Origin of the sequence: Paenibacillus sp. 276b (genome assembly GCF_900107875.1) — a bacterium.
GTDB lineage: Bacteria > Bacillota > Bacilli > Paenibacillales > Paenibacillaceae > Paenibacillus > Paenibacillus marchantiae.
This window is the reverse complement of the sequence record NZ_FNRR01000001.1, coordinates 2,335,939-2,360,270: the sequence shown is the minus strand read 5'-3', so window position 1 is coordinate 2,360,270 and position 24,332 is coordinate 2,335,939. Positions and strand designations below refer to the sequence as shown.

The 24,332-nt window shown below is 43.5% G+C and carries 21 protein-coding genes; 17 read left to right on the top strand and 4 right to left on the bottom strand.

The window, feature by feature from the left end:
- Positions 1-178: 178 nt before the first annotated feature.
- Positions 179-823, bottom strand: a complete 645-nt coding sequence (locus BLV50_RS10050) for a spore coat protein (RefSeq protein ID WP_063563222.1) — start codon at positions 821-823, stop codon at positions 179-181.
- A gap of 131 nt (positions 824-954) precedes the next feature.
- Here BLV50_RS10050 and BLV50_RS10045 point away from each other — a divergent pair, with 131 nt between their 5' ends.
- Together BLV50_RS10045 and BLV50_RS10040 are read left to right on the top strand one after the other, a co-directional pair.
- Positions 955-1,488, top strand: coding sequence for a hypothetical protein (locus BLV50_RS10045; RefSeq protein WP_090807302.1), 534 nt, complete (start codon positions 955-957; stop codon positions 1,486-1,488).
- 34 nt (positions 1,489-1,522) lie between these two features.
- Entirely contained in the window at positions 1,523-2,254 is a 732-nt protein-coding gene (locus BLV50_RS10040; RefSeq protein WP_063563137.1) for a DUF1361 domain-containing protein, read from the top strand.
- Positions 2,255-2,371: 117 nt separating this feature from the next.
- Here the strand turns inward: BLV50_RS10040 and BLV50_RS10035 are convergent, their stop codons facing one another.
- The gene (locus tag BLV50_RS10035; protein WP_090807300.1) at positions 2,372-3,346 is read right to left on the bottom strand and encodes a serine hydrolase domain-containing protein; all 975 of its coding nucleotides are present in this window, start codon (positions 3,344-3,346) and stop codon (positions 2,372-2,374) included.
- A 357-nt stretch (positions 3,347-3,703) separates the two neighbouring features.
- On the opposite strand from BLV50_RS10035, the gene BLV50_RS10030 reads away from it, so the two are divergent.
- The 7 genes from BLV50_RS10030 to BLV50_RS10000 all read left to right on the top strand — a co-directional run bounded on the left by BLV50_RS10030 (position 3,704) and on the right by BLV50_RS10000 (position 12,158).
- Positions 3,704-6,010, top strand: a complete 2,307-nt coding sequence (locus BLV50_RS10030; RefSeq protein WP_256337917.1) for an ABC transporter permease — start codon at positions 3,704-3,706, stop codon at positions 6,008-6,010.
- A gap of 10 nt (positions 6,011-6,020) precedes the next feature.
- Positions 6,021-6,785 carry an ABC transporter ATP-binding protein gene (locus BLV50_RS10025; protein ID WP_063563134.1) on the top strand — a complete coding sequence of 255 codons (765 nt, stop codon included), beginning with the start codon at positions 6,021-6,023 and terminating at the stop codon, positions 6,783-6,785.
- Positions 6,786-6,813: 28 nt separating this feature from the next.
- Positions 6,814-8,139, top strand: a complete 1,326-nt coding sequence (locus BLV50_RS10020; RefSeq protein WP_256337916.1) for an MFS transporter — start codon at positions 6,814-6,816, stop codon at positions 8,137-8,139.
- A gap of 199 nt (positions 8,140-8,338) precedes the next feature.
- Positions 8,339-9,406 carry an ankyrin repeat domain-containing protein gene (locus BLV50_RS10015; RefSeq protein WP_072733359.1) on the top strand — a complete coding sequence of 356 codons (1,068 nt, stop codon included), beginning with the start codon at positions 8,339-8,341 and terminating at the stop codon, positions 9,404-9,406.
- A gap of 298 nt (positions 9,407-9,704) precedes the next feature.
- Positions 9,705-11,009: an SPFH domain-containing protein gene (locus tag BLV50_RS10010; RefSeq protein WP_090807296.1), complete on the top strand. Its 1,305-nt coding sequence runs from the start codon at positions 9,705-9,707 to the stop codon at positions 11,007-11,009.
- Positions 11,009-11,752, top strand: a complete 744-nt coding sequence (locus BLV50_RS10005) for a hypothetical protein (protein ID WP_090807295.1) — start codon at positions 11,009-11,011, stop codon at positions 11,750-11,752. Before BLV50_RS10010 ends, BLV50_RS10005 begins: the two co-directional genes overlap by 1 nt.
- A 19-nt stretch (positions 11,753-11,771) precedes the next feature.
- Positions 11,772-12,158: a hypothetical protein gene (locus BLV50_RS10000; RefSeq protein ID WP_063563130.1), complete on the top strand. Its 387-nt coding sequence runs from the start codon at positions 11,772-11,774 to the stop codon at positions 12,156-12,158.
- Between the two features lie 486 nt (positions 12,159-12,644).
- On the opposite strand, the gene BLV50_RS09995 is transcribed toward BLV50_RS10000, so the two are convergent.
- Entirely contained in the window at positions 12,645-14,183 is a 1,539-nt protein-coding gene (locus BLV50_RS09995; RefSeq protein ID WP_090807293.1) for a hypothetical protein, read from the bottom strand.
- Between the two features lie 165 nt (positions 14,184-14,348).
- Between BLV50_RS09995 and BLV50_RS09990 the strand changes: the two genes are divergently transcribed.
- The 4 genes from BLV50_RS09990 (at position 14,349) to BLV50_RS09975 (ending at position 17,889) form a co-directional block, all read left to right on the top strand.
- A complete protein-coding gene (locus BLV50_RS09990; protein ID WP_090807291.1) occupies positions 14,349-15,155 on the top strand; it encodes a helix-turn-helix transcriptional regulator in 807 nt (268 codons plus the stop codon).
- A 127-nt stretch (positions 15,156-15,282) separates the two neighbouring features.
- Positions 15,283-16,236, top strand: a complete 954-nt coding sequence (locus BLV50_RS09985) for an aldo/keto reductase (protein WP_090807572.1) — start codon at positions 15,283-15,285, stop codon at positions 16,234-16,236.
- 226 nt (positions 16,237-16,462) lie between these two features.
- Positions 16,463-17,047, top strand: a complete 585-nt coding sequence (locus BLV50_RS09980; protein ID WP_090807289.1) for a cupin domain-containing protein — start codon at positions 16,463-16,465, stop codon at positions 17,045-17,047.
- Between the two features lie 170 nt (positions 17,048-17,217).
- A complete protein-coding gene (locus BLV50_RS09975; RefSeq protein WP_090807287.1) occupies positions 17,218-17,889 on the top strand; it encodes a hypothetical protein in 672 nt (223 codons plus the stop codon).
- Between the two features lie 108 nt (positions 17,890-17,997).
- On the opposite strand, the gene BLV50_RS09970 is transcribed toward BLV50_RS09975, so the two are convergent.
- Complete coding sequence (locus BLV50_RS09970; RefSeq protein ID WP_063563125.1) at positions 17,998-18,885, bottom strand: LysR family transcriptional regulator; 888 nt, start codon at positions 18,883-18,885, stop codon at positions 17,998-18,000.
- A 112-nt stretch (positions 18,886-18,997) separates the two neighbouring features.
- On the opposite strand from BLV50_RS09970, the gene zwf reads away from it, so the two are divergent.
- The 4 genes from zwf (at position 18,998) to BLV50_RS09950 (ending at position 24,091) form a co-directional block, all read left to right on the top strand.
- The gene (gene zwf / locus BLV50_RS09965; protein WP_090807285.1) at positions 18,998-20,515 is read left to right on the top strand and encodes a glucose-6-phosphate dehydrogenase; all 1,518 of its coding nucleotides are present in this window, start codon (positions 18,998-19,000) and stop codon (positions 20,513-20,515) included.
- A 42-nt stretch (positions 20,516-20,557) separates the two neighbouring features.
- Positions 20,558-21,223 (top strand): fructose-6-phosphate aldolase, encoded by a 666-nt coding sequence (gene fsa, locus BLV50_RS09960; protein ID WP_063563123.1) that lies wholly within the window; start codon positions 20,558-20,560, stop codon positions 21,221-21,223.
- A 60-nt stretch (positions 21,224-21,283) separates the two neighbouring features.
- The gene (gene gndA / locus BLV50_RS09955) at positions 21,284-22,702 is read left to right on the top strand and encodes an NADP-dependent phosphogluconate dehydrogenase (protein WP_064637026.1); all 1,419 of its coding nucleotides are present in this window, start codon (positions 21,284-21,286) and stop codon (positions 22,700-22,702) included.
- Between the two features lie 285 nt (positions 22,703-22,987).
- Positions 22,988-24,091 (top strand): metallophosphoesterase, encoded by a 1,104-nt coding sequence (locus BLV50_RS09950; protein WP_090807282.1) that lies wholly within the window; start codon positions 22,988-22,990, stop codon positions 24,089-24,091.
- The last annotated feature ends 241 nt before the right edge of the window (positions 24,092-24,332 follow it).

Below are 24,332 nucleotides of genomic sequence, written 5' to 3'. Positions count from 1 at the left end.
CACATTCTGATTAAACCAGTTTCTGGTAATCGAATCAAGGGAGAATTCTTTTAAAATAAAATGTGTTATTCAAGACATGCTGTAAACATTAGTTGATTCTGGAAATAACAAAGAACAGCATCTTTCAACCTTGAGTGGGTTGAAGATACTGTTCTTTGTTGATTAAGCTTATTTTAAATTAATGGAGAGGTGGTTTATTGTTGATTGGCATCTGAGGTGTGCCGTTTGCTGGAACGTAGGCCTGAAGCATCTGTGTGGTATCATTTGTACTGAGTTGAGGCACTTGATAGTAGGCATGTTGATTTTGATACGTGAAAATTTCGTAAGCCATCTCGATAAACTGTTGAACCTGCGAAGCGATGACCCGGCGTACGGCGCCATTCGTAATTTCAGGTGCAGACATAGCCAGCAAAGAGGCGTGAGACTTGATTAATCCCAGCATATGACCGCTGATGCCTGCATCTTTGACATCCGAAAGGGATTGATTTGGCTTTTTCGGAGCGGACGGCTTGAGGCCATACACAGGTTGCACGATGTTCGGAATCATGTAGGTTGCAGTCTCGTGATGAGGCTTGTGCCCGGTTGAGAAACATTCTGCAGTCAGATTATATTGGGATAACATGAAGTTGTATTGACGATCAAGAATATGAAGAAGTTCAGTATCTTGTACAAACGTCCTGAAGATCATGTATTGATCCAATACGTTGATGGCTCCTGACAGAATTTCATGCATATCGAACATTTCATGCCCGCCATGGTTCAAGTGGGGTGTGAAGTCTGAATTTGTGTTGTTAGCTGGTTGTATTCGGTCTGGAGGCTGCATTGAATTTGGATTCATTGTGAATTTGATTCTCCTTTGGGAAATGGTATGATCCTAGTATGGTCTTCAACAGTAAATTTATGTAATGTGTGCTGGTTATAAGCGAAAATAGAGACAGGTATGGTGGTGGTTGGATGGAAATCGATTGGAGTGTTCCCAAAGCGTTATTCGTTAAACATTATGGGAGCGCTGTTCAGATGCATCGTGGTGGTGTTTATGCAGAATATAAACAATGGGATGTGCCGCAAGAGCTGGAGCAGACATGGATGGAAGAAAGAATAGGTCAGTTAATCTCTGAATTATCCATCATGAATTGGGACGCGGTTGATGAGCTTACGTCGATTGCCAGATATCATGCAAATCCGCTGATTATTGCTGCAGTCACAGCATTCGCATCAAGACAACTGATGAGTGCGGACAGTATGGTGCGTCTAGTGTATGCGGAACGTCTGATTGAGTTGATCAAGCGATATGAATCGATTATTCCGGTGGATAAGCTGCGTGAAGCCTATCAACTGACAATGAACTTGTTGGAGGATGTAATAAAAAAACCGTTGGTGCTTGATCCGGGACATGAACTACAGCAATATGGGTTAAAGGATAAACGTGGACTGAATCTGCGTGTGGAAAAGAACAAGGAAGAGATTATCCGTTATTTTCGGAACTGAATGTATTTCATTGGATCAAGTGAGGTAAATATCATTGAGAAAACTGAATTATATCAAAGTATTTATTTTCCTTAGTGTGGTCACAGTGGTGACTCTAGGTTTGTATTACGCAGCTGCGGATTGGCTGGATCAGCGCTATTTTCGCTTCCTTATCTGGAATCTGTTTTTGGGCTGGATTCCTTTTGTGTTTTCATATGTGGCCTATGGCTTTAGCCATGTTAAATGGAAAGGGGCAACATGGTTTGTCGTTGCAAGCGGACTGCTCTGGCTATTGTTCTTCCCGAACTCTTCCTACATTGTAACGGATCTTGTCCACCTGACGGCACGCAGTTCCCGCTATTATGGCGGAGGCAATGGATTGGACTACAAGTACTGGTATGACTTAATTGTGGTTTTGATGTTCGTTTGGACGGGTTTATTGCTCGGATTTCTTTCGATGTATCAGCTTCAGGAAGTGATCCATCACAAACTGGGACGATGGTTTTCATGGATATTTGTGCTAGCGGGTTGTGCACTGGGGAGTTACGGTGTTCTGCTGGGACGTGTATATCGCTTGAACAGCTGGGATGCGTTAACCAATCGAGAGACGCTGGTTGAACTTATGCATGAGAGTGTAAGTCGTCCATCGCTGGCTTTCTGTATGTTCTTTGGCACGTTTATTCTTACGATCTACGCAACGTTATACTATCTAATTAATACCAGATCTTACCGTGATAGAAAGACGGAGGTAGGAAGTTCAGAGGCTGAACTGCAAGGCTTGCGATAATCGAGAGCCTGGCATGTCTAGTTCTAATAAAGCCGTAATAAATAACCCTCAACTATTCGGGAAAACTCCCTAACGGTTGGGGGTTATTTATTACCCATTAAATGAAAACGAAGAAAGCTACAAGCATTTTAACAGTTCAGGAGCAATCCGCTTGGGGAACACATCCAGTGGAGGTTTTTCCTTCTTTCGTTTGTCATTGGTGAGCACGGCAACGAGTTCCAGGGACGGGACGATATATACAAATTGACCACCAAATCCACGGGCGTAATAATAGTGGAGTATGGAAGTGGGCTGTTCCGCAACCTTAGCTTCCGAAGTTTCGTTGGTATAAGCATCTACCCACCAATGCCAAGCGTAACTACCATGATTGGGTGGAGTAACCGAAATGGCAGGTTTTGTAGAGCGGCTAACAAGATCACTCGAAATCAGCGACTGCCCGTTCCACATGCCTTGTTGCAAAAACAGTTGTCCGAATTTTAGTAAATCTTGCGGCAACATTTTTAAACCGAACCCCCCGGTATGTACACCTTGTGGGTCACTTTCCCATTCATACTGTTGAATCCCCAACGGGCCAAATAAGTAACGTTCCGCGAACCCAGCTACGGACATACCTGTACTTTGCATGAGGATGGCAGACAATATCTGCGATACCCCTGAATTGTATTCCATATATGTACCTGGCACATGACTTAAGTGTTGCTCCAACGCAAACTTCACCCAGTAATCCGTACGCGTCATACGCGGAAATGAATTCTGTCCTCCGAATTCGTCCCAGTTGAATCCGGCTGTCATGGTTAATAACTGCTCTAACGTTATTTCAGGTTTGCGGGGGTCAGAGTCTGATACCAGCTGTGGGAAAAAGGTGGAGATCGGCGTGTCAGCCTCAGGCAGCACCCCTTGATCCATAGCAATACAGATGAGCGCGGACAACACACTTTTGGTGCAGGAATTGATTTTGGCAATATGGGTAGCTGCTTCTTGATTACGGTAGTGTTCGTAAATGATTTCACCACGTACGCTGACTAAGCAACTGCGCAGATCCAGCGGTGGGATCATTTGATGCAACATGGATGGTATGGATGAAGAATTCATAGTGTCCTTTCTTATTTGGGACTTACCCCATAAATTGAGTATTCATTAGAAAAAGGTTTGAATCATTATCATAGCATAGGAATAAATAAGTTCTCAATTCATCCACCTCACTCAGACTCAGGGATTAGTAAGAACTGGACCGCAGACTGATTCAGTTGTTCATATTTATTGATACAATCGGGTCACATAATAAATGGGGTTATTTTACAGAAAAAGAGGAACATGAGCTTTGGTCTGTAGGGTTGGACATATCGGCAAAAATTAATTACATAAAGTGTACCTGATTATTCCAAAGTAGTGTTCCATACAAAGGAGCTAGTGTAACTCATGCTATTACGTATGTTGAGAAATGATCTTATGAAGAAAAAAGGAATCAACATCGCTCTATTTGTTTTTATTTTACTAGCTGCTTTACTTGTTTCTTCAGGTACACGAATGATTATGGAGTTAACAAGTTCAATTCACCATTTATTTACAGAATCCAAGACGCCTCATGTTGTACAAATGCATGCAGGTAAACTGGATAAAATGAAGGTGAATGCATGGGCACAGACAAATGAAATGGTAGATAAACACCAGATCGTAGAAATGATTAACATTGACGGTTCTCATTTGTTTTTTGGAGCGGAGGCCGAGAAAAACAGTATCATGGATCTTGATTTTGTTGTACAAAATCAGGATTTTGATTTTCTGCTGAATCTGGATAGTGAGATTGTGCAGGTGAATGATGGAGAAATTGCGGTTCCCGTTTATTACTTGCAGCAGAAGAAATTGAGCATTGGTGACCGTATTCATATTAAAGATGATTCTTTCAGCAGAACATACAAGATTGTGGAATTTGTACGTGATGCTCAAATGAATCCATCGATCATTCACTCCAAACGTTTTGTCATCAGTCAGAGTGAATTCCAAACCTTGAAACAAAATACGGGAGAGTCGGAGTATCTGATTGAATTTAGACTTAGAGATTCCAAGATGATTAGCGACTTTACCCAAGCCTATCAAAATACGAGTTTGCCGAACGCTGGTCCTATTGTGAACTACAATCTGTTTCAGATGTTGAATGCGTTGACCGACGGGGTAGTCGCAGCTGTAATCATTCTGGTCAGTTTGATCTTGATTGTGATCGCTGTACTCTGCATTCGTTTCACCATGCTCGCTACCATTGAAGAAGATTATCGAGAGATTAGCGTCATGAAAGCTATAGGCATATCCGAGCGTAATATTAAGAAACTCTACTTGAGTAAATATATTGTTATGGCAGGAGTGGGTTCTATCGCAGGGTTTCTAGCATCACTATGGGTTAACCGTTTGTTCATGTCCAATATGTTGCTCTACATGGGGGTAGCTCCCAAGACATGGTTGCACTACGGCATAACATTGTTTGCGGCTGTCTTAATTTTTGCCATCGTTGTATTTTTCTGCAACCGTGTGCTTCGGCGTTTTAATCACATTTCAGCTGTTGAGGCATTACGTTCGGGCAGTATGGGTGAGACAAGATTAAGTCAAAACAGACTAAGCCTGTCTCAAAATCGGTGGTTATCGGTTCCAGTTTTTCTAGGCTTAAAAGAAGTCATCCAACGAATGAAAATGTTCCGTTTGCTGTTGTTTGTGTTTATTATAAGTTCATTTATTATGATCGTACCTATAAATTTCCTCCATACGTTACAAGCTCCTAGTTTCATTTCTTACATGGGTGTAGGTCAAAGCGATATGCGTATTGATCTGAGGCACTCTGAAGATATCGAACAGCGTTACGCTGAATTAATTGATTATGTTCAAAAGGATAAGAACGTACTTCGATACTCACCCCTTGTCACAAGCCAATTCAAAGTGTTGAACAGTGAAGGTAGCTATGATCATTTAAGCGTAGAGACAGGTGATTTTGATGTTTTTCCTTTGTCTTATGTAAACGGTGCGGCACCGAAAAATGAAAATGAAATTGCTTTGTCTGATGCGAACAGTAAAGACATGGAGAAGAAGACAGGAGATTCCTTGGTACTGATCGTAAATGGACAGGAAAAAACAATGACCGTCAGTGGTGTATATCAGGATGTGACCAATGGTGGAAAGACTGCCAAAGCACGGCTGCCCTATAACAAGGATCGTGTGCTCTGGTATGTCGTAAGTTTGGATTTGAAAGATGACGGTAGTAAGATTTCAGATAAAATTGCGGAATATGAGCAAGCGTTCTCTCCTGCAAAGGTGACCGATTTAAAAGGCTACTTATATCAAACACTCGGAGGAACAATTCATCAGCTTAAGCTGGTTACGGTGTTGGCGCTTGTTGTAGCAGTATTGGTTACGATCTTGATCACATCATTATTCCTGAAAATGCTTGTCGCAAAGGACAGCGGTGATATCGCGATTTTCAGAAGTCTGGGATTTTCCATCTCCACAATTAAATTCAAATATGTATCAATGTCCCTTATTGTTTTGGGTGTTGGCGTCTTTGTAGGAACCGTGCTATCGAATACTGCAGGCGAGTGGTTGATCAGTGCAATAATGGCTTCTTTCGGAGCGTCTCATATGTTTTTTGTCATTGACCCGCTACAGGCGTACGTACTTTGTCCGCTGCTGCTGGCAGTAACGATTATCTGTACCGCTCTAATCAGTATTCAATCCATCAAAGAATCCAGCATTTCCAAAATGATTATCGAATAGGGGGACAACCATGACTATAATCCTGGAAGCCAAAAACGTGAACAAATCGTACAGTACTGGTGAGCGTGAGAAGCATCCTATTTTGAAGGATATTAATTTTCAATTGAAGAAGGGCGAATTTGTCTCGATTATGGGTCCGTCGGGATCAGGAAAATCAACCTTGCTATACAATGTCAGCGGCATGGATCAGGTAAGTAGCGGGAGTGTTTATTTTGCTGGCAAGATAATTTCGGATTTCTCGGAGAAAGAATTGGCACAGCTTCGCTTGAACAAGATGGGATTTATATTTCAGAACATCCATCTGTTGAAAAATCTGAATCTACTCGACAATATCATTCTGTCTGCTTATCTGGCCAAAAAAAGCAGTAGAGATTCCATTAATACACGAGCACTCAATTTGATGAAAAAAATGGGGATTAATGAACTGGCCAACCACAATATCACTCAGGCATCGGGTGGGCAATTGCAACGGATCGCCATCTGCAGGGCACTGATCAATCAGCCTGATATTCTGTTTGGCGACGAACCCACGGGAGCACTGAATTCACGTTCAACCAATGAAATCATGGATATTCTTGGAGACATTAATGCTTCTGGAACAACGATATTAATCGTTACCCATGATGTCAAAGTCGCAGCTCGATCTGAACGGGTTTTATTCATGATGGACGGCAAACTGGTGGCAGATCGTAACATGGGCAAGTTTAACAAACAGCATGACCTTAAAGCGAGAGAGAGTAGCTTAGGTAAATGGCTAACGGATCACGGGTTCTAACACGGTTAATTGGAGAGGGGTTTATCCAATGAAACAGATGGAGAACAAGTCATTTGGCAAATTTCTGATGGTATGGTTCGGACAGCTCATATCTACAATGGGGATCGGAATGACGGCATTCTCCCTTGGAGTGTACGCATTTGAGAAAACCCATATGGCGACAGCTGTGGCGCTGATTACACTGTTTACCTTTTTGCCTAATATCTTGTTGCGTCCTATAGGTGGAGTCCTTGCAGATCGTTTTGACCGGCGCATGATGATGGTCATAGGTGATCTTGGTTCTGCCGGTGGTCTCGTTTTTATCTGGATCATGATCCTGATCGGAAATATTGAACTATGGTATCTCTATGTTGGGGTCACTTTCAGTTCCGTGTTCTCGGCTATTCAAAGTCCAGCCTATAAGGCTTCAGCCACCGATTTACTCGATAAAGATCAATATTCAAAGGGCAGCGGGCTGATGCAGCTCGCCGAATCATCCAAGTTTCTATTTTCGCCCATTCTAGCGGGAATTCTGCTCAGTATAACAACCATTGAAGTCATTCTGGTCATTAATATGTTGACGTATATGGTTGCCATTCTAGCGGTGCTTGTTATCCGGAAAAGCATTAAAGCAGCGCGAAGCGATGATGAGAGGAAGCCTTGGCTTGTTGAGCTAAACGATGGCTGGATTGAAGTCACGACGAATAAAGGCGTGCTTCTGCTCGTCATTATTATTTCAATCATCACGTTTTATCTTGGATTTCTTGAGACACTCATTGGTCCTATGATCTTATCATTTTCGGATTCAAGGATGCTTGGCACGTTTCTATCTGTGAGCGCGATCGGTATGCTGATTAGCAGCCTGTGCATTGGCATGTTCACCATGAGTAAAAAATATTCAAAAATACTTGTTCTGGGTCTGGTTATGTCCGGAATATCATTCTCCCTCTTGGGATTTTCCACCAATATTTTTATCATTATCTTTGCAGGTTTCCTGTTTTTGGCCTCCCTGCCTTTTGTCAATATGAGTGCAGATGTATTAGTGCGTAATAACATATCCAACGAGAAGCAAGGCAGGGTGTGGGGAATCATCGGCATATTATCGCAATTGGGTTTTATTGTATCCTATAGTCTCGCAGGTTTTTTGGCAGACCGTGTCTTCAACCCGCTTTTGGTGGAAGGTGGAGCACTAGCTTCGACCGTAGGATCATATATCGGCGTTGGTCCGGGAAGAGGCATTGCGTTGTTGTTTATTATTGCAGGGGTGTTTGTTATCGTTATTGCAGTCATCACTTCTCAACTTAAATCCATTAAGGGATTAGAGAAGGGGGTTGATATTGTGCCAACAGACCCAACGAATTTAGCGCATGATTGATTGAGTTGGTGTAGTTTAAAGGAGGATGCTTGCCCCGGAATTTTATGTTTCGGGGCTGGTTTGTTTGAAAGGCTTTAGGACTGGAATCATGATTTTGGTAGAGGTTTGTACAAATAAAAAGGATAGCAGGTATACTAATTATAATGAGCATCAGAAGCTTTTAGTCGTGTAGATATTAACCAGAGGGAGGTTACGCCTTTTGTTCAAAATCGGAAACCAAGGTACGTTTGAAACGTTGCCTGATCACGCCATGGCGATTTACAAGGGAGACGTTATCGCTGTAGAAGAATTCATTAGACAGGGCATGGATCTAGAAAAAGAGATTACGCTCAGCAAATACATAGCATTGACGCCATTGGATATTGCTCTAATCACCAATCAACAGGCAGTGGTCAAGCTTTTGGTGGATAACGGAGTAAACTTGAATGTAAAGGATAATCCAGCGATCCTTAAGGCGGTCAGATATGGCGGGGAAGAAATCATCCGATATCTGCATCAGAAGGGTGCCAAATTGAACGGGTTGAGCAAGGTGAAGTCGAATGCATATGATGAAGCCTATTACGGTAACAAAAAGAATTTAGCCGTTGTGAAAGAACTAGGATTGGATATTCGAAAATACGGAGGAAAAACACTGCGAAGAGCAGTGTCAGACCACGATCTGCAAACCATTCAGTACTTGCTGGATGAGGGTGTAGATATTAACTATAATGAACCGGATATGGTGTATCCCTACAAGGCCACACCGCTTACGATAGCGGCTCGCAACAACAATATGAAGATGGTTCAATTTCTGGTGGAACAGGGGGCGGATGTGACCATTCAGGAGAAGGACGGGGAACGAGCATACACGATTGCGATTAGTCAGAAGAACGCAGAAATGGCAGAGTATTTGAAATCTCATGAACCGCAAGAATTTCACAATTTGAGCAATAAATTGCATGTGCTCAAATCGTACAAACTGCCTGATGCATTAATCCGTTTTCTAACGGAAGGTCCCCGCAGAATCGACTTGCCGGACAATCCGTCCGGCGTGGGATACATCGAATTCTTCCATCTGATCGATACGGTGGAGATGAAGCTGGGCAGACAGAAACTGCTGCGCATATCCTCTGACGTGGAGCAGTACTCCCATATTCTGATCGTCTGGAATCCCAGCAAAAAAATGATTGGCTACGCTGATATTGAACATCAGGAGCATGGAACAATCTCCACGTTCGAAGCGTTCATGGCCGATCCCGCATCATATATGGAGAATCTCCTGAATTAACCGGTGGGCCTCCGCCATCACAAGAACCTCTTGTATATTGTCGATATACAGGAGGTTCTTTAGTGTCTCTAACATTCATCTATAGGAAAAATATCTCATGAAATAGTAACTATACTAGTGCGAAAGGAGGTTATAAATGGTAAAATAGCAATGCCTAAACATGAAAAAACATTTTAGTTGAAAGATTAGCAGATAAGTAAGATATAAAATGGTTTAACTTTAGATTGTTAGAAAGCGATTGTTAGTACAATTGTTTCAATGAAATTTTAGTATTCTACTACTGGAGTGAGGAAGAGAAATGGCCATTATTGACGTAATCAAGTATGACGGTTCACCTGATGTATTTGCTTGGAAACACCCTGAGAATGAATTGGGAACATGGACCCAGTTGATTGTGAATCAATCCCAACAGGCGATCCTCTTTAAGGATGGAAGGGCGCTTGATATGTTCGGCCCAGGAAGACATACGCTAAGTACGGCGAATATCCCGATCTTAAACCGGATCGTTAACCTTCCGTTCGGAGGTAAATCACCTTTTGCAGCAGAAGTGTGGTACGTCAATCAAGTAAGCGCATTAGACGTGAAATGGGGAACAGCAAATCCAATTCAGGTACAGGACCCGAAATATAATATTATCGTTCCTGTGAGAGCATTTGGACAGATGGGAATAAAAATAGCGGACTCTCGCAAATTTCTGGTCAAACTTGTGGGAACGCTGCCTGAATTTAACCAGGCTAATATGGTCAATTACTTTCGTGGGTTAATTATTATGAACATTAACTCCATGCTGTCTTCCTATCTAATACATAGAAAAGTAAGTGTACTGGAAATCAATGCTTATATCGCTGAAATATCACGACATTTTGCTGATACGATCGCAGCTGCTTTTGAAGAGTTTGGTATTGAGTTAATCAACCTGTATATCCACAATGTCAATCTGCCTGAAGAGGACCCTTCGGTCATTCGATTGAGAGAAGCGTTGGCACGCAAAGCCGAAATGGATATTATCGGGTACACTTATCAACAAGAGCGTTCATTCGATACGCTTGAAGGTGCAGCCAAAAATGAAGGAAGCATGCAATCGGATATTATGGGTGCAGGGCTTGGTATGGGGATGGGCGTTGGACTGGGGGGATCATTTAGTAGCGAGATGTCCCAGATGTCTAAAGTAATGGCTACAACGGAAACACCTGCTGTACGCATATGCAAACATTGCAGCCATCCGAACCAGGAGCATAGCTCTTTTTGCAGCAAATGCGGCAATTCACTTGCCGAAAAATCAGCAACGACCGGTTGTAACAACTGTGGACATGCCTTGCAAAAAGGGACCAAATTTTGTCCCAATTGTGGTGACAAATATCATGCATGCCCATCCTGCGGGGCGGATAATTCTGAGAATGCTTTGGAATGTGTTCAGTGTCACGAACCGATGCCTAGCCCATGCCCAAAGTGCAATCATATGAATTCGGGTCAAACTAAATTTTGCGGCAATTGCGGCTCGAGTCTATCTTTGAAATGCAGTCAATGTCAACATGAAGTGAAGCCCGGTCAGAAGTTCTGTCTGGATTGCGGAAACAATCTGCAAGATGGAGGGCAGGAATAGTGAAGAATAAACGGAGCAATCTTTTCATTTTGGATGTCATCTATCTGATCTGCATGCTGGTAGCCTCAGTCGTTTCTTTTACGGTGTTTAGTCATGCCATTGTATCGTTTTCTTTCTGGATGAATCTTGTGGCTTCTTATGTCGCGATTACGGCGATTTGGATTTATATAAGGCATGTCATGCTACATATGGATCGCTTTAAGCAACTGGTTCCTGGTTACACAGCACTAGGGATTGTGTTGGTGATGTATCTGATTTGTGTAATGATATATTCTCTGTTTACAGGTTTAGCAGATCATGGTCTCCGCTGGTTCGTTTTGTTACATACAGTAACTTTAGCTATCGCCCTCATTCTGTGTGGCATCATTTTGATCTTTATTCAAAGTACACGTCGTAATGAAGCCGTTGAGCAAACGAAATTGGTCAATCTACATTTGATTGAAAACGCTTTGCAGCAGCTGTTTCACACGATGGAGCGCCATTCCGTTCTGACTGCGGAAGAAGAGAGGAAGACCGTTCAAACATTAATAGAACTTGTGAAATATAGTGACCCGATCACTCCACATTCACTTGAATATAATGACCGCCAGATTTTGATGGATATTGAAAAGATAAACAGTGAGCTTTCAGCTCATTACGAAGCAGGGGAACTGGTGAATAGCGAGCATCTTGCTTCACAACTATCCCGATTAAAGTCCCGTTTGAAAGAGCGGAATCAACAGATCGTGACAAGCAAATCATAAATTCATAGGAGGAAAAGCTGTGAAGAAATTTTTTGGAATTATATTCATTATACTTTCATCTCTGACCATCTTATTATCTATATTATTAATATCCCAGGGAACCGAAATGGCTATTATTAGTACGATTATTCTTTTTATACCTGGCGTTATCGTACTTGTTACAGGAATTAAAATGTGTAGTCGACCTAAATTCCATCCCAAGGCTGATCAGTATCAATACCATTACGACAGTGACGAGGAATATGATGATGAAGGGTACTATGAGGATGAGTACCACGATCATGAATACGAGAAACCGCAAGAACCTGTATCTGTGAATTGTTCGGGGTGTGGAGCCAAGGTAAAGGTATATCCGAATTTGTCTGCGGACTGTGAGTATTGTGGAACAACGATGAGGATCTCCTAGCTAACATAATAGACACCATGACCATTTTGTTGATTCCCGATGTGATAGAAGCCGGTTATAAAGATTTGTTTTTGAAGGAATCTTGATGTTGAGAAAGTTTTTTGGATCATTTTTATGATTTATGCAATTGGCATACCCATTGCCTTATTCAAGTTACAATAGAAATACCGTTAGTTACACCTGTCACAATACAATCCACTATACAGAGATTAATATATCCGATGAAAAAGACGCTGAAGAAAAGGTCGAGGAACCACAAAGGAAGGTTTCGGTGAGTTGTCCGGGATGTGGTGCGAAGGCGAAGGTATATCGGAAGCAATCCACGGATTGTGAATATTGTGGAACAACTGTTGAAGCTCCGTAAAATAGTTCTGAATGGACACGAAAAAGATAAAAGCCTGATTCCTATGGAGTCAGGCTTTTATCTTTAGCTCGTTTTGCGGATAAAAGTAAGAGAAATAACCTCTTATCTCACACATCCTGAATCTAAAAATCTCTCCTGTGTTCAAACACTTCATCCAGCTCCTTGCGATTAACTTTAATAGCACTTGTCTGGTCAATTCCCGGTTGTGATTCCAATTGATCCAACAATTCAACAAGGGCGTTATAAATTTCTTCACGTTCGATTGTTTCAATAAAGTTGGCTTTGGCCTCCATTTGGTTAAACGTCTCGGTGTACTTCTCCACTAATAACATCAGTTGTTTCTGTATAAGGTCCAAATCGCTCATATTTTGACTTAATCTTCGAATTTCTTTGAGGTGCTGTTTGTAGGTTTGAGCTGCTTTTTTGGCATACGCTGCTTTGATGTGATCCCTCCCGTCCCAATCCCGAAAAGGATTGTTGAGATTTTCGGCAAGCCATTCCGGTTTGCGTGGTTTGCCAATCTTCAGATCGATTCGGGTTTGAGCTGCCTTTTTATAGTTTGCCTTAATGGATTTGGCGGCGTCTGAGGGAAGGCTGGTCAGCCTGAGTGTACTTAGTTCGGGAAGCTGCTCGGGGCCAGGGAAATCTTCTCCTTTAAATCCAAAAAGATCGTTAATGGATAAGGTCTGCAAAGAGGTCAATTGCTGAATTGACTGTATATTGCTTACGTTGCCGGGTTTTCCCCACAATCTTAATTCTGAAAGCTCAGGATAAGTATGTACAACAGGCTGCAAATCAAGCTCCGTAATTTCTCGAACATACAAACCTCCAAGCCGAGATAACGCTGTAATCTGAGGTACGGTCGCTGCTACATTCAACGTCATTCGGTGGCCTTTTTCATAAGCATTCACATGCAAGTCAGGGGACACGTCTCCCATAAAGCTTAAAAACTCGATCCTGGAATGAAGAGTCAAGCTGTTCACACGGTTCATATCCAGCACAAGTTTGGTTAGATGTGTTTTGCTTAAATCCAGTGCGGTTTGTCCATGTTCATGAATATGAAGTTCATATATAAAGGGATTCTGCTCCAAAAAAGGAATAATGTCTTCCGTATATCCACGCATTTCGATATGTGTAAGACAAGGAAACTGGGCAAGTGCGACGACATCCTCGGCAGAGGTTGGTCTGAAGTTGCGCAGGATACTGGTGTTTTTTCTCACCATTGCATCACCTAGTGGAATTTCACTATAGTCTTCGGCAGCTTGTTTGAAGTGTTCCCTTCGTGATTCATCGATGGCATCCCATTGATGTTGCCGATACAGACTCTCTCCGATCTGCCATCCTGCGCTATAACTTCGGGTTTCTTCCGTTATGAGTGGAGCCCGATTACCTGCAAGAACATAATGCGGTGGAACCTCAGCATTCACGAAGCTGTGATCCCAAGTGCCTTTCCAAAAATAGTAATTGCAGCTCAACGGTTTCATATCCAGAAGTTCCGTTTCATCGGGCGGCTGATCTCCTGTCCAGTCCAATTGCAGGATTGCGGCAAGCTGGCGGGACCCCTTACTCCCGGTTTCTTTCAGATCAGTTACCTGGCAGGCAGCATATTGTTGTAAACTTTCGACGTATACACAGTAAATGTCTCCGATCGTTGGGACCATGTTGTGCTCCTTTCGTTCTGTATAAATCAATGCTAAGCTTTTTGTAAACTAAGGATCTTGCAAAATGATGATAAAAGAATTATATCAAAGGCGTTCAATCACATCCATTTTGGATAGAGCCGTATTTGAATTCATAGAAATCTGAATATCTAAGGGGGGTTATTTATGATTACAGGTATTAGCCGAAGTAAAACACTTGGTGAATTTTTGAAATCTCGGAGGAGCCGAATTCAGCCAGAGCAAGCCGGGATCACCGGATCGTATGGACAACGGAGAACGCCGGGATTAAGACGTGAGGAAGTTGCCGTGCTTGCGGGTGTCAGTGCAACTTATTATACGTGGCTTGAGCAGGGGAGAGAGGTTAACTCGTCTCGAGAGGTGATGGAAAGTATAGCGGGTGCACTCCAGTTAAGTGAGGAAGAGAAGGGACACCTATTTCGTTTATGGGACCCCAATGCAGAGCATGAATTCCCTGCCTCCTATTCACATCTCGAAGCGGGATGGCAGAGTATCATTAGTCAACTTGCATACCCTTCATTTATTACGAATGAAAGGTCTGAAGTACTTGCATGGAATGAGGCAGCGAATGAGAAGCTTTTTGACTTTTCCTCGATGAACGTGAACGACCGTGTCATGATGCGAATGTTATTTCTAGATGCAACGCTCCGGGAACGTATGCATAATTGGGATGAATTTGCACGGCATTCGGTAGCGGTGTTTCGTACGTACTATGACAAGTACCCGGGTGAACCTGAGTTTTACCAGATAGTGCAACAATTGATCGAAGACAGCACGGATTTTCAAAATATTTGGAGCCTGCACCAGATTAAACAGAAAAAAGTCAACCGGATCTTTCTCGAGACAACAGATCGGACGGATGGTATTGCCCATGCCTATGATATCTTTTCCATGAGCAATCTTAACGAACAGTCAGGTATTCATTGTTGTGTGTACATCCCCGTTGTGGAGTGACAACAACGATCAGGGTGGTAATTCTAGTACTAGCATAAACAGACTGTGGTTGGGTCTTTGTTCGTGAAATAGAATGAATACAAGTTCAATATCTTTCTATTTATTAACGAAAAGAGGGAACCACATGATTAAGACAAGAACGTTGGGAAGCGATAAATTGCAGATATCCGGGCTTGGGCTGGGCGTGATGATGATGCCAGACAACCAAGAATCCGTTCATACAATCCAGGGTGCACTGGATGCGGGAGTAACGATGTTCGATACAGCTGATCTGTACGGTGAATATGAAAAGCAGCGATTTGGAGGCAACGAAAAATTGCTTGGGCGCGCGCTCAAAGGGCGAAGAGCCGATGCTATTGTAGCGACCAAGTTCGGTATAACACATACCCAGGGGCCCAAGGGAGATCCGGCGTATATCAAAAAATCAGTAGATGCCAGTCTGTACAACCTGGGCATGGATTATATAGATCTCTATTATCAACATCGCCCTGATCCCAATACTCCCATTGAGGAAACGGTGGGAACACTTGCCGATCTGGTACAGCAGGGAAAGATCCGTTATATAGGTCTGTCTGAAGCGTCTGCAGTGACTATTCGTCGTGCGAATGTCGTTCACCCCATCACAGCACTCCAAACGGAGTATTCATTGTGGAGTCGTGAGCTCGAAGATGAGATATTGCCATTGCTCGGCGAGTTGAACATTGGGCTCGTACCCTATAGTCCATTAGGGCGCGGCTTCTTAACTGGTCAGATCCGATCGATAGACGATCTGCCAGAGGACGATTATCGTCGTCATTATCCACGTTTCCAGGGTGAGAATTTCGAGAAAAATCTGGAGGTGGTGCGCCTGATCCAAGAACTGGCTATGCAAAAAGAATGCACTGCTTCTCAGCTTGCACTCGCCTGGTTACTCGAAAAGGGAGAACATATCGTTCCGATTCCTGGTACTCGCAGTTTGGAGAGAGTTCATGAGAATCTTGGTGCCTTGCACGTTTCTTTCACCAATGATGAATGGGCTGAGATTGAACGGATATCTCCCAAAGGATTTGCCGCAGGGGGAAGATACCCTGGCCTTGCTTAATATAAGCCAAGCCTATAGATAAAACACTTAACGCCCCAGACCTGTTTTAACAGGAAAAGGGTGTTTTTGTGTTCTACTTACGAGTGGATGATCTTCACCTAATTGACAAATGAAGTTACACGGTCGGATAAAAATTGCATTGGAACCGTGTCCTCGGTATTATCTCCGCTAATTAGCGCATACAGTACAACAATGAGATGTACGCCTACAAGGAGGAAACAGCGGTATGACTAATCCGATTCTACAAGCCCCGAATGTTCAGTTGGCGGCCGATTCGACAGCGGTGTTGAATTATCAGCGTGATTCGCGCAATTATATTACCCAGTTATTTGGACCGCAGCTGCCTACGATCAAAAATGGTTTCTTCAATGTACACATGAGCAAAGGAATTATTGTGCAGCCACACTGGCATACAAATGTCACCGAGATGGTCGTTCTGATCAACGGGGAAATTACCACCTCTGTCTACGATCCGTTCAAGCGGGAGCGGATAAGTTATCACTTGAAGCCAGGTCAGGTTTCGATATTCCCTCAAGGATGGTTTCACTGGTTTGTGGCGGAGACCGATGATGTGCACTTGTTGACGATTTTTGATCAACCTACACCGGACATTGTGCTGGGGGCTGACTTCCTGGCTGCAACACCGCCTGAAGTTGCCCATCGTGCATACTGTATTGATGAGGAGGCGTACAGGACGGCGGTGGCATCCATCAAAAATGACGCGATTTTGGGACCGCCGATTGGATGTGTGGATTCTGTTTCCGATCAGGCGATCAAAGCTACTAAATCATCCAAAAACTCAAAGGGATAACGTTATCTCGTTCTCCTATCAAATGACCGATTTTAGGCCCGTGACCGGAAAATTTTCCAGTTACGGGCTTGAATTTTGTTCCAATTAACACATTCCGGATTCTCTGTTAAGATAGGCATAACATTGGCTTGTTACAGTAGTAGCACTCAAAGAATGTGGAGGGACGATCCATGACTATGACTGAGCAGGAAATGCTGGAAACCGCGATAAGCTATGCACCTGTATTGATGTTTGATCGAAATGAACCCTTTTACCCGGATTTTGTAGGCGTTTCCATTCTGGATCAATCAGGACCTTCACCGTCATTTCAACGGGAGATTCATTTTCCGGTTGAGGCGGTCCAATATGTGATTGAATTTTCGATTTGGTGGGATTATGAAATTGGGCATTTGTACGAAATGGAGCATGTGTGGATATATGTGGGCCATGACGGTGAAGTCGTGGACTGTGAAGCCAGCTTCCATGGGAGAGTACTTCGGGGATTGTTGAAGGATCGAGTTAATGTGGTTGGACGCCATGTGTGTCTATACTCGCAGCCAGGCAAACATGCTTTTTCTCCAATCCCTGTGGTGTTTGAATTGTTGCCGGATTTGTATAGTGCAGCAGGCGCCAATGCGGGTTGTGACGGACTGCTTGTGAACGAGATGTTCAAAGGTTATTTCCAGACCAATGAAGAAATTGACGCCAGCGTGCGGAGTTTTCTGCAGACCAAGGCGTTTGTTCCCTCTATGGAGTTTGAGGAGTTTTTGCTTGAGCCGAGTCTATTCATGCCTTGGCAGCAACTGTTTACTATGATTCCTGAGAGAATTGAGAGCAGATTGAGAGAACTTGAATTAAGATGAGAATTGGTAGGTTGTCTACTTAGAAAAATGAATATAGCAAAAAAAGTGCTTCATCATCCTTTTGGGGTGACGAGGCACTTTTTTTGTAGACCAGTAGACCGACGAATCTTAATCCGCCTTGAAAATCAGATCCATAAACCGGTTGGCTGCCAGTGAAATTGGCATATTACGCTTTGTCATGATGCCAACATGTGAAGGGGGCAGGGCTACATCCAGCTGAATTTCGAAGAGAGAGCCTTCTTCCAGCTCTTTGGAAATAAATTCACGGGTGACATACGATATGCCCAATCCCCTACGTGCAAATTCGATTAACAAATCCACACTGCCGACCTCAATCTCAGGTTTGAGCGTGTAGCCATAGCTGTTAAAAAGCTCCGTAATTGCCATTCGAACCCGGCTGTTTCTGGAGAAAAGAATCAGTTGATGCTCCAGCAGCATTTCCAATGTCATAACTTTATCCTTCAGTTGAGCATAACGTTCGCCCGCGACAAAGCAGTCTTTGAGCTGGATACTTTCCCTGACCTCAAGTTGCGGATCAACGATGGGCATCCGTACAACACCCAAATCAATTTTGCCTTCTTTCAAAAACGTGATGACTTCCGGCGTTGTCCCATGACTTAGATGCAGCTTGATGTTAGGGTAGAGCACATGGAATTCTTCCAGATAGGAAAGCATGTAATGCTTGAACAGCGAATCACTGCCACCAATCCTTAGCTCTCCGTTGTCTAAACTCTTCAATGCAGCCATTTTCTCCTCGGCCAGCGAGATCAGAATCTGGGATTGTTCAATATAGGAATACAAACTCACACCTTCCTGTGTTAACGCAACTCCCTTGGAATTCCGGTAAAACAACGTGAGACCAAAGCTTTCTTCCAGCTGTTTGATGGCGTGGCTGACACTTGGTTGAGTAATATATAGCGCTTTGGCGGCTTGGGTCAAACTTCCTGTTTTGGCAGCCCAATAAAATACCTTATATAATTCATAATTTGTTGTCATAGATATCGTCTATAGCTCCTGTGAAATATATTAATTACTTGTATGGCTATGAAACGTATTATAGTGTAACTACAGCAAAGAAACCAGAGTTACTTGGAAGGAGAATAGTGAGATGGAACCAACGAGCATTATTTTATTTGGTGCGACTGGCGATTTAGCCAAAAGAAAAATATATCCAGCCTTATATAATTTATACATTGAGCAGAAACTTCCGGAATCCTTCTCGCTGATTGGCTTAGGACGCAGAGAATGGTCTGATGAATTCTTTCAGGCACAAGTTGAAAAATCATTAAATGAATTTTCCAGACGCCCTGCTGATCCTGAAGTTGTGAAATCATTTGTGCAGGCTTTCCGTTATAGTGTATTGAATATAAGCCATAAGGAAGATTATATAGAGCTGTTAAATTTAGTGGAACAAAGAGAGGCTGAACTTGGCATTCCATCCAATCGTCTGTTCTACCTTTCGGTTGGTCCAGAATTCTTCGAACCCATTGCAGAGAACATTCAGGGTAGTGGACTTGGATCAACTGCGGGCTGGAAACGCCTTGTGATCGAAAAGCCATTTGGACATGATCTACAATCGGCTCGTGATCTCAATCGCAAATTAAGCGAGGCGTTCACAGAAGAAGAAATTTATCGGATTGACCACTATTTGGGAAAACCGATGGTGCAGCGTCTTGAAACCTTGCATCAAAGCAATCCGATCATGAAGGCTTTGTGGAACAACCGTTATATCTCCAATGTGCAGATCACCGCTAATGAGACTGTTGGCGTGGAAGAACGGGCATCCTATTATGATCATGTAGGCGCCGTGCGTGACATGTTCCAGAATCATATGCTGCAATTGCTTATGATGATGGCGATCCAGCTTCCATATAACAGCACCACGGAAAAAGTCGGTTTGAAGAAAAAACACATTATGGAATCGATTCAGCCACTGCAAAAGCAAAACGTGTGTGCAAGTGTCATTCGCGGACAGTATGCTGCAGGAAACATTCAAGGTAAATCCGTTAGCGGTTATGCAGCTGAACCGGGTGTTGCCGAGAATACGATGAATGATACCTTTATTGCTGCCAAATTGCAGATTGATGACTTCTTCTGGCGCGGAGTACCTTTCTATATCCGTACCGGTAAACGAATGAAGGAAAAATCAACTCGCATCGTCATCGAATTCAAGGAACCATCTGGACAGGCTAACGTGGTTAACGGTTCCAAACCGAACCTGCTTGTGATTGAGATGAGTCCTGACCAGAGCATGACGCTGCAGCTGAATGCCAGCGACCCGCAAAACAAAGGGGAGTTCAAACCTGTTCATATCGATCTGTCACCAGATCGTGAGGATCTGGCCGAGGCTTATGAGAACTTGATTCATGACGCATTGCATGGTGATCCAACGTTCTTTGCCCATTGGGATGAAGTAGAACTGTCTTGGGCTTGGGTACAACCTATTCTGGATGCATTCCAGGAGAATTTGCTCCCGCTTCATCTGTACCCGGCTGGAAGTTATGGACCAGCAGAGTCGGATGAGATGCTCGCTGCAGAAGGGCACCACTGGTGGTTTGACCAACCTGCCGATCAGCAGGCTGAAGATGATATTGAAGTTCCTTTGGCTGTTAATGCAAATCTGTAACATAAAAAAACAATAAAACACATCCCATGGAGGTAATTGAATATGAAATTTTTCATCGATACAGCAAACTTGGTAGACATCAAAAAAGCATACAAAATCGGCGTCCTGTCTGGTGTAACAACGAATCCTTCTCTGGTAGCCAAAGAAGGCGTGAAATTCGAAGACCGTATTGAAGAGATTTTGCGTGAAGTACCTGAAGTTGAATCCGTATCTGCGGAAGTAACACCAGATGCGATCACAGCTGAAGAGATGATTGCTCAAGCAGACGAACTGATCAAAATCAATAACAACGACAAAAACATCACAATCAAGCTGCCAATGACACTTGCAGGACTTGAAGCTTGCCGATACCTGACTAAAAAAGGTGTGAAAACCAACGTAACGTTGATCTTCACAGTGAACCAGGCGCTGCTAGCTGCTCGTGCTGGTGCAACATATGTATCCCCGTTCCTGGGACGTCTTGATGACATCTCCGAAGATGGTGTGCAATTGGTTGCCAAAGTTGCTGAGCTGTTCCGTACACATAACCTGGATGCACAGATTATTGCGGCTTCTGTAAGACATCCGGACCACGTTACACGTGTAGCAATGGCAGGAGCACATATTGCTACTGTTCCATTCTCCGTCATTGAACAAATCTCCAAACACCCGCTGACAGATCAAGGCATGGAGAAATTCGCAGCAGACTGGAAAAAAACAGTTCAGTAATAACGGATTGTTGATCTCGAATTTTAACCTACTATATATAAAGAGTATTGGGAGGACATAATGAGTAAACAACAGATCGGTGTCATCGGACTTGCAGTAATGGGTAAAAACCTTGCCCTTAATATTGAAAGCAAAGGATTCTCGGTATCGGTATTTAACCGTTCCCCGGAGAAAACGAACGATCTTCTCAAAGAAGCCGAAGGTAAAAACCTGACAGGCGCATTTACGATTGAAGAGTTCGTAGCTTCCCTGGAATCTCCGCGCAAAATCCTGATCATGGTTCAAGCGGGTAAAGCAACGGACGCAACCATTGAACAACTGCTGCCACACTTGGACGAAGGCGACATCATCATTGATGGAGGTAACGCATACTTCCCTGACACCCAACGCCGCAGCAAAGATCTGGAAGCCAAAGGCTTCCGCTTCATCGGTGCAGGTGTATCCGGTGGGGAAGAAGGCGCTCTGAAAGGCCCGGCAATCATGCCAGGCGGACAAGAAAGTGCGTATGCGCTCGTTGAACCCATTCTGACAGCCATTTCCGCTAAAGTAGGCGACGATGCTTGCAGCACTTATATTGGACCAGATGGTGCCGGACACTATGTGAAAATGGTGCACAACGGTATCGAATACGGGGATATGCAGTTGATTGGTGAAGCTTACCACCTGCTCAAATCCGTATTGAATGTGTCCGTTGAAGAATTGCATGCAATTTTCTCGGAATGGAACCAAGGCGAGCTGGATAGCTACCTGATTGAAATCACAGCAGACATCTTTTCCAAATACGATCCGGAAACCGGCAAACCAATGGTTGATGTCATTCTGGATGCAGCTGGACAAAAAGGAACAGGCAAATGGACGAGCCAAAGCGCGCTGGATCTCGGCGTACCATTGTCCATGATTACGGAATCCGTATTCTCCCGTTTCCTGTCTGCAATGAAAGACGAACGCGTAGCAGCAAGCAAAATTTTGAACGGACCAGCAACTGAAGCATTCTCTGGCGACAAAAAAGCGTTCATCGAAAATGTGCGCAAAGCGCTGTTTGCAAGTAAAATCGTATCTTACGCACAAGGTTTTGCTCAAATGCGTGCAGCTTCAGACGAATATGGCTGGGATCTGAAATACGGCAACATCGCCATGATCTTCCGCGGTGGCTGTATCATCCGTTCACAGTTCCTGCAAAACATCAAAGAAGCATATGACAAGGATGCAGAATTGAAAAACCTGCTTCTGGACCCATACTTCCAAAACATTGTTGAATCCTACCAAGGTGCATGGCGTGAAGTCGTGGCAGCTGCGGTAACTCAAGGAATTCCAGTTCCTGGATTCTCAAGCGCGTTGTCTTACTATGACAGCTACCGCACTGAACGTTTGCCTGCGAACCTGTTGCAAGCACAACGTGACTACTTTGGCGCTCACACATTCAAACGTGTGGACAAAGAAGGTTCATTCCACTTCCAATGGATGGACACCAACGAGTAATATGTAATTCGAGATCATTCAGCATTCCTGTGCTCGTTCATGATGTTAGTTAGTCATGAGCGGACGCAGGAATGCTTTTTTATTCAGATGACAGGCTATGGGTCGATGTATCGCCTAATATATGATTGAAATTTAAGTATTCCAAATTGTAATAAATTGTACGCATCTGAGGAATGGAAACAGATGTCCTCACCCCTTTAACTACGTTATACTTGTGCAGATGGACTGGAATTTGGTTGGAGAAAATTCAGCAATCAACTTATTGACGTGGAGGTTAACGGAAGCATGTTCGTACTTGCAGGCATCTTGTTTTTGGTAGTGTACGGTTTATTAGTGTTTTACATAGGACGGAGCGGATGGAGCTGGATGAAGCCGGTTGTATCTGCGAGATTTCGTTGGTTTTACATCGTTGCGCTCGTATTCCTTTCAATTTCTTTCATACTGGCAAGGTTGTTTGGAAGTATTTCCTTCCTGAGTGTTATTGGTTCATACTGGCTTGCAATCTTTTCTCTGCTGTTATTAATTCTGCCCGTGGTTCATCTAACGCTATGGTTGCTTAGACTAACCCGTATTCCAAGACATTACGCTCATAAATGGGCAGGGGTGGTCACTCTCGTGCTCTTGCTGTCCACGTTGGGCTACGGTATCTATAACGCCTATAGTCCAGTCGTAAGACAATACAGCATTCAGATTGATAAAAAAGTGGAAGGTGTCGACAGCCTCAACATTGTGATGGCTGCGGATATGCACTTTGGCCTGCTGTCCGGCCCTGCTCACGCTAAACGCATGGTGGAAGAAATTAACGCACTGAAGCCGGATTTGGTGCTGTATCCTGGTGATATTATCGATGATAACCTGGATATGTATCTCAAGAGTGGGATTGCGGATATTATTAGCGACATTCAAGCTCCTTACGGGGTGTACGCCTCACTGGGCAATCACGACAAGTATAATGGTCCGATTGAGGATTTGATTGCTGCTCTGGAGAAGAGTAATATGCAAGTTCTGTATGATGATAAAATTACATTGGATGACAAGATCACCCTAATTGGACGCAAAGACCGGACAGAGAAGGATCGTTCAGAAGTAGAGACATTGATGCAGGATACCGACTTGAGTAAGCCTGTGCTCATGATGGATCACCAGCCTTATGATTTGGATATTGCGGAGCAAAACCATGTAGATTTGGTTGTGTCTGGTCATACCCATCGTGGTCAGATCGCACCCGCTCAGTTTATTACACAGGCCATCTACGAGAATGATTGGGGTTATCTGCAAAAGGGCTCCATGCACTCCATCGTAACCTCTGGATTTGGCTTCTGGGGACCTCCGATTCGCACTAGCAGTCGTTCGGAGATTGTACAGATTAATGTGACGTTCCAACAATAATTAGCGATATGAGTAACAGTGAGCCCTTCGGAAGAAGGGCTCCTATTTGTGCTCAAGTCAGATGAGTTACCGTGAAAAGAAAACATTCCCACGTTGAGTAGAAGACTTCTCCAGTTTGTTTCTGTATCAACATGTACATATTAAGACTGCATACCCCTCACCCGTGGAACTGTAGGGAAATATTTCTTGAAAGCAAGACAAAGTAAAATAACAGTCGTAGCATTTTGGGTTGACACCGTTT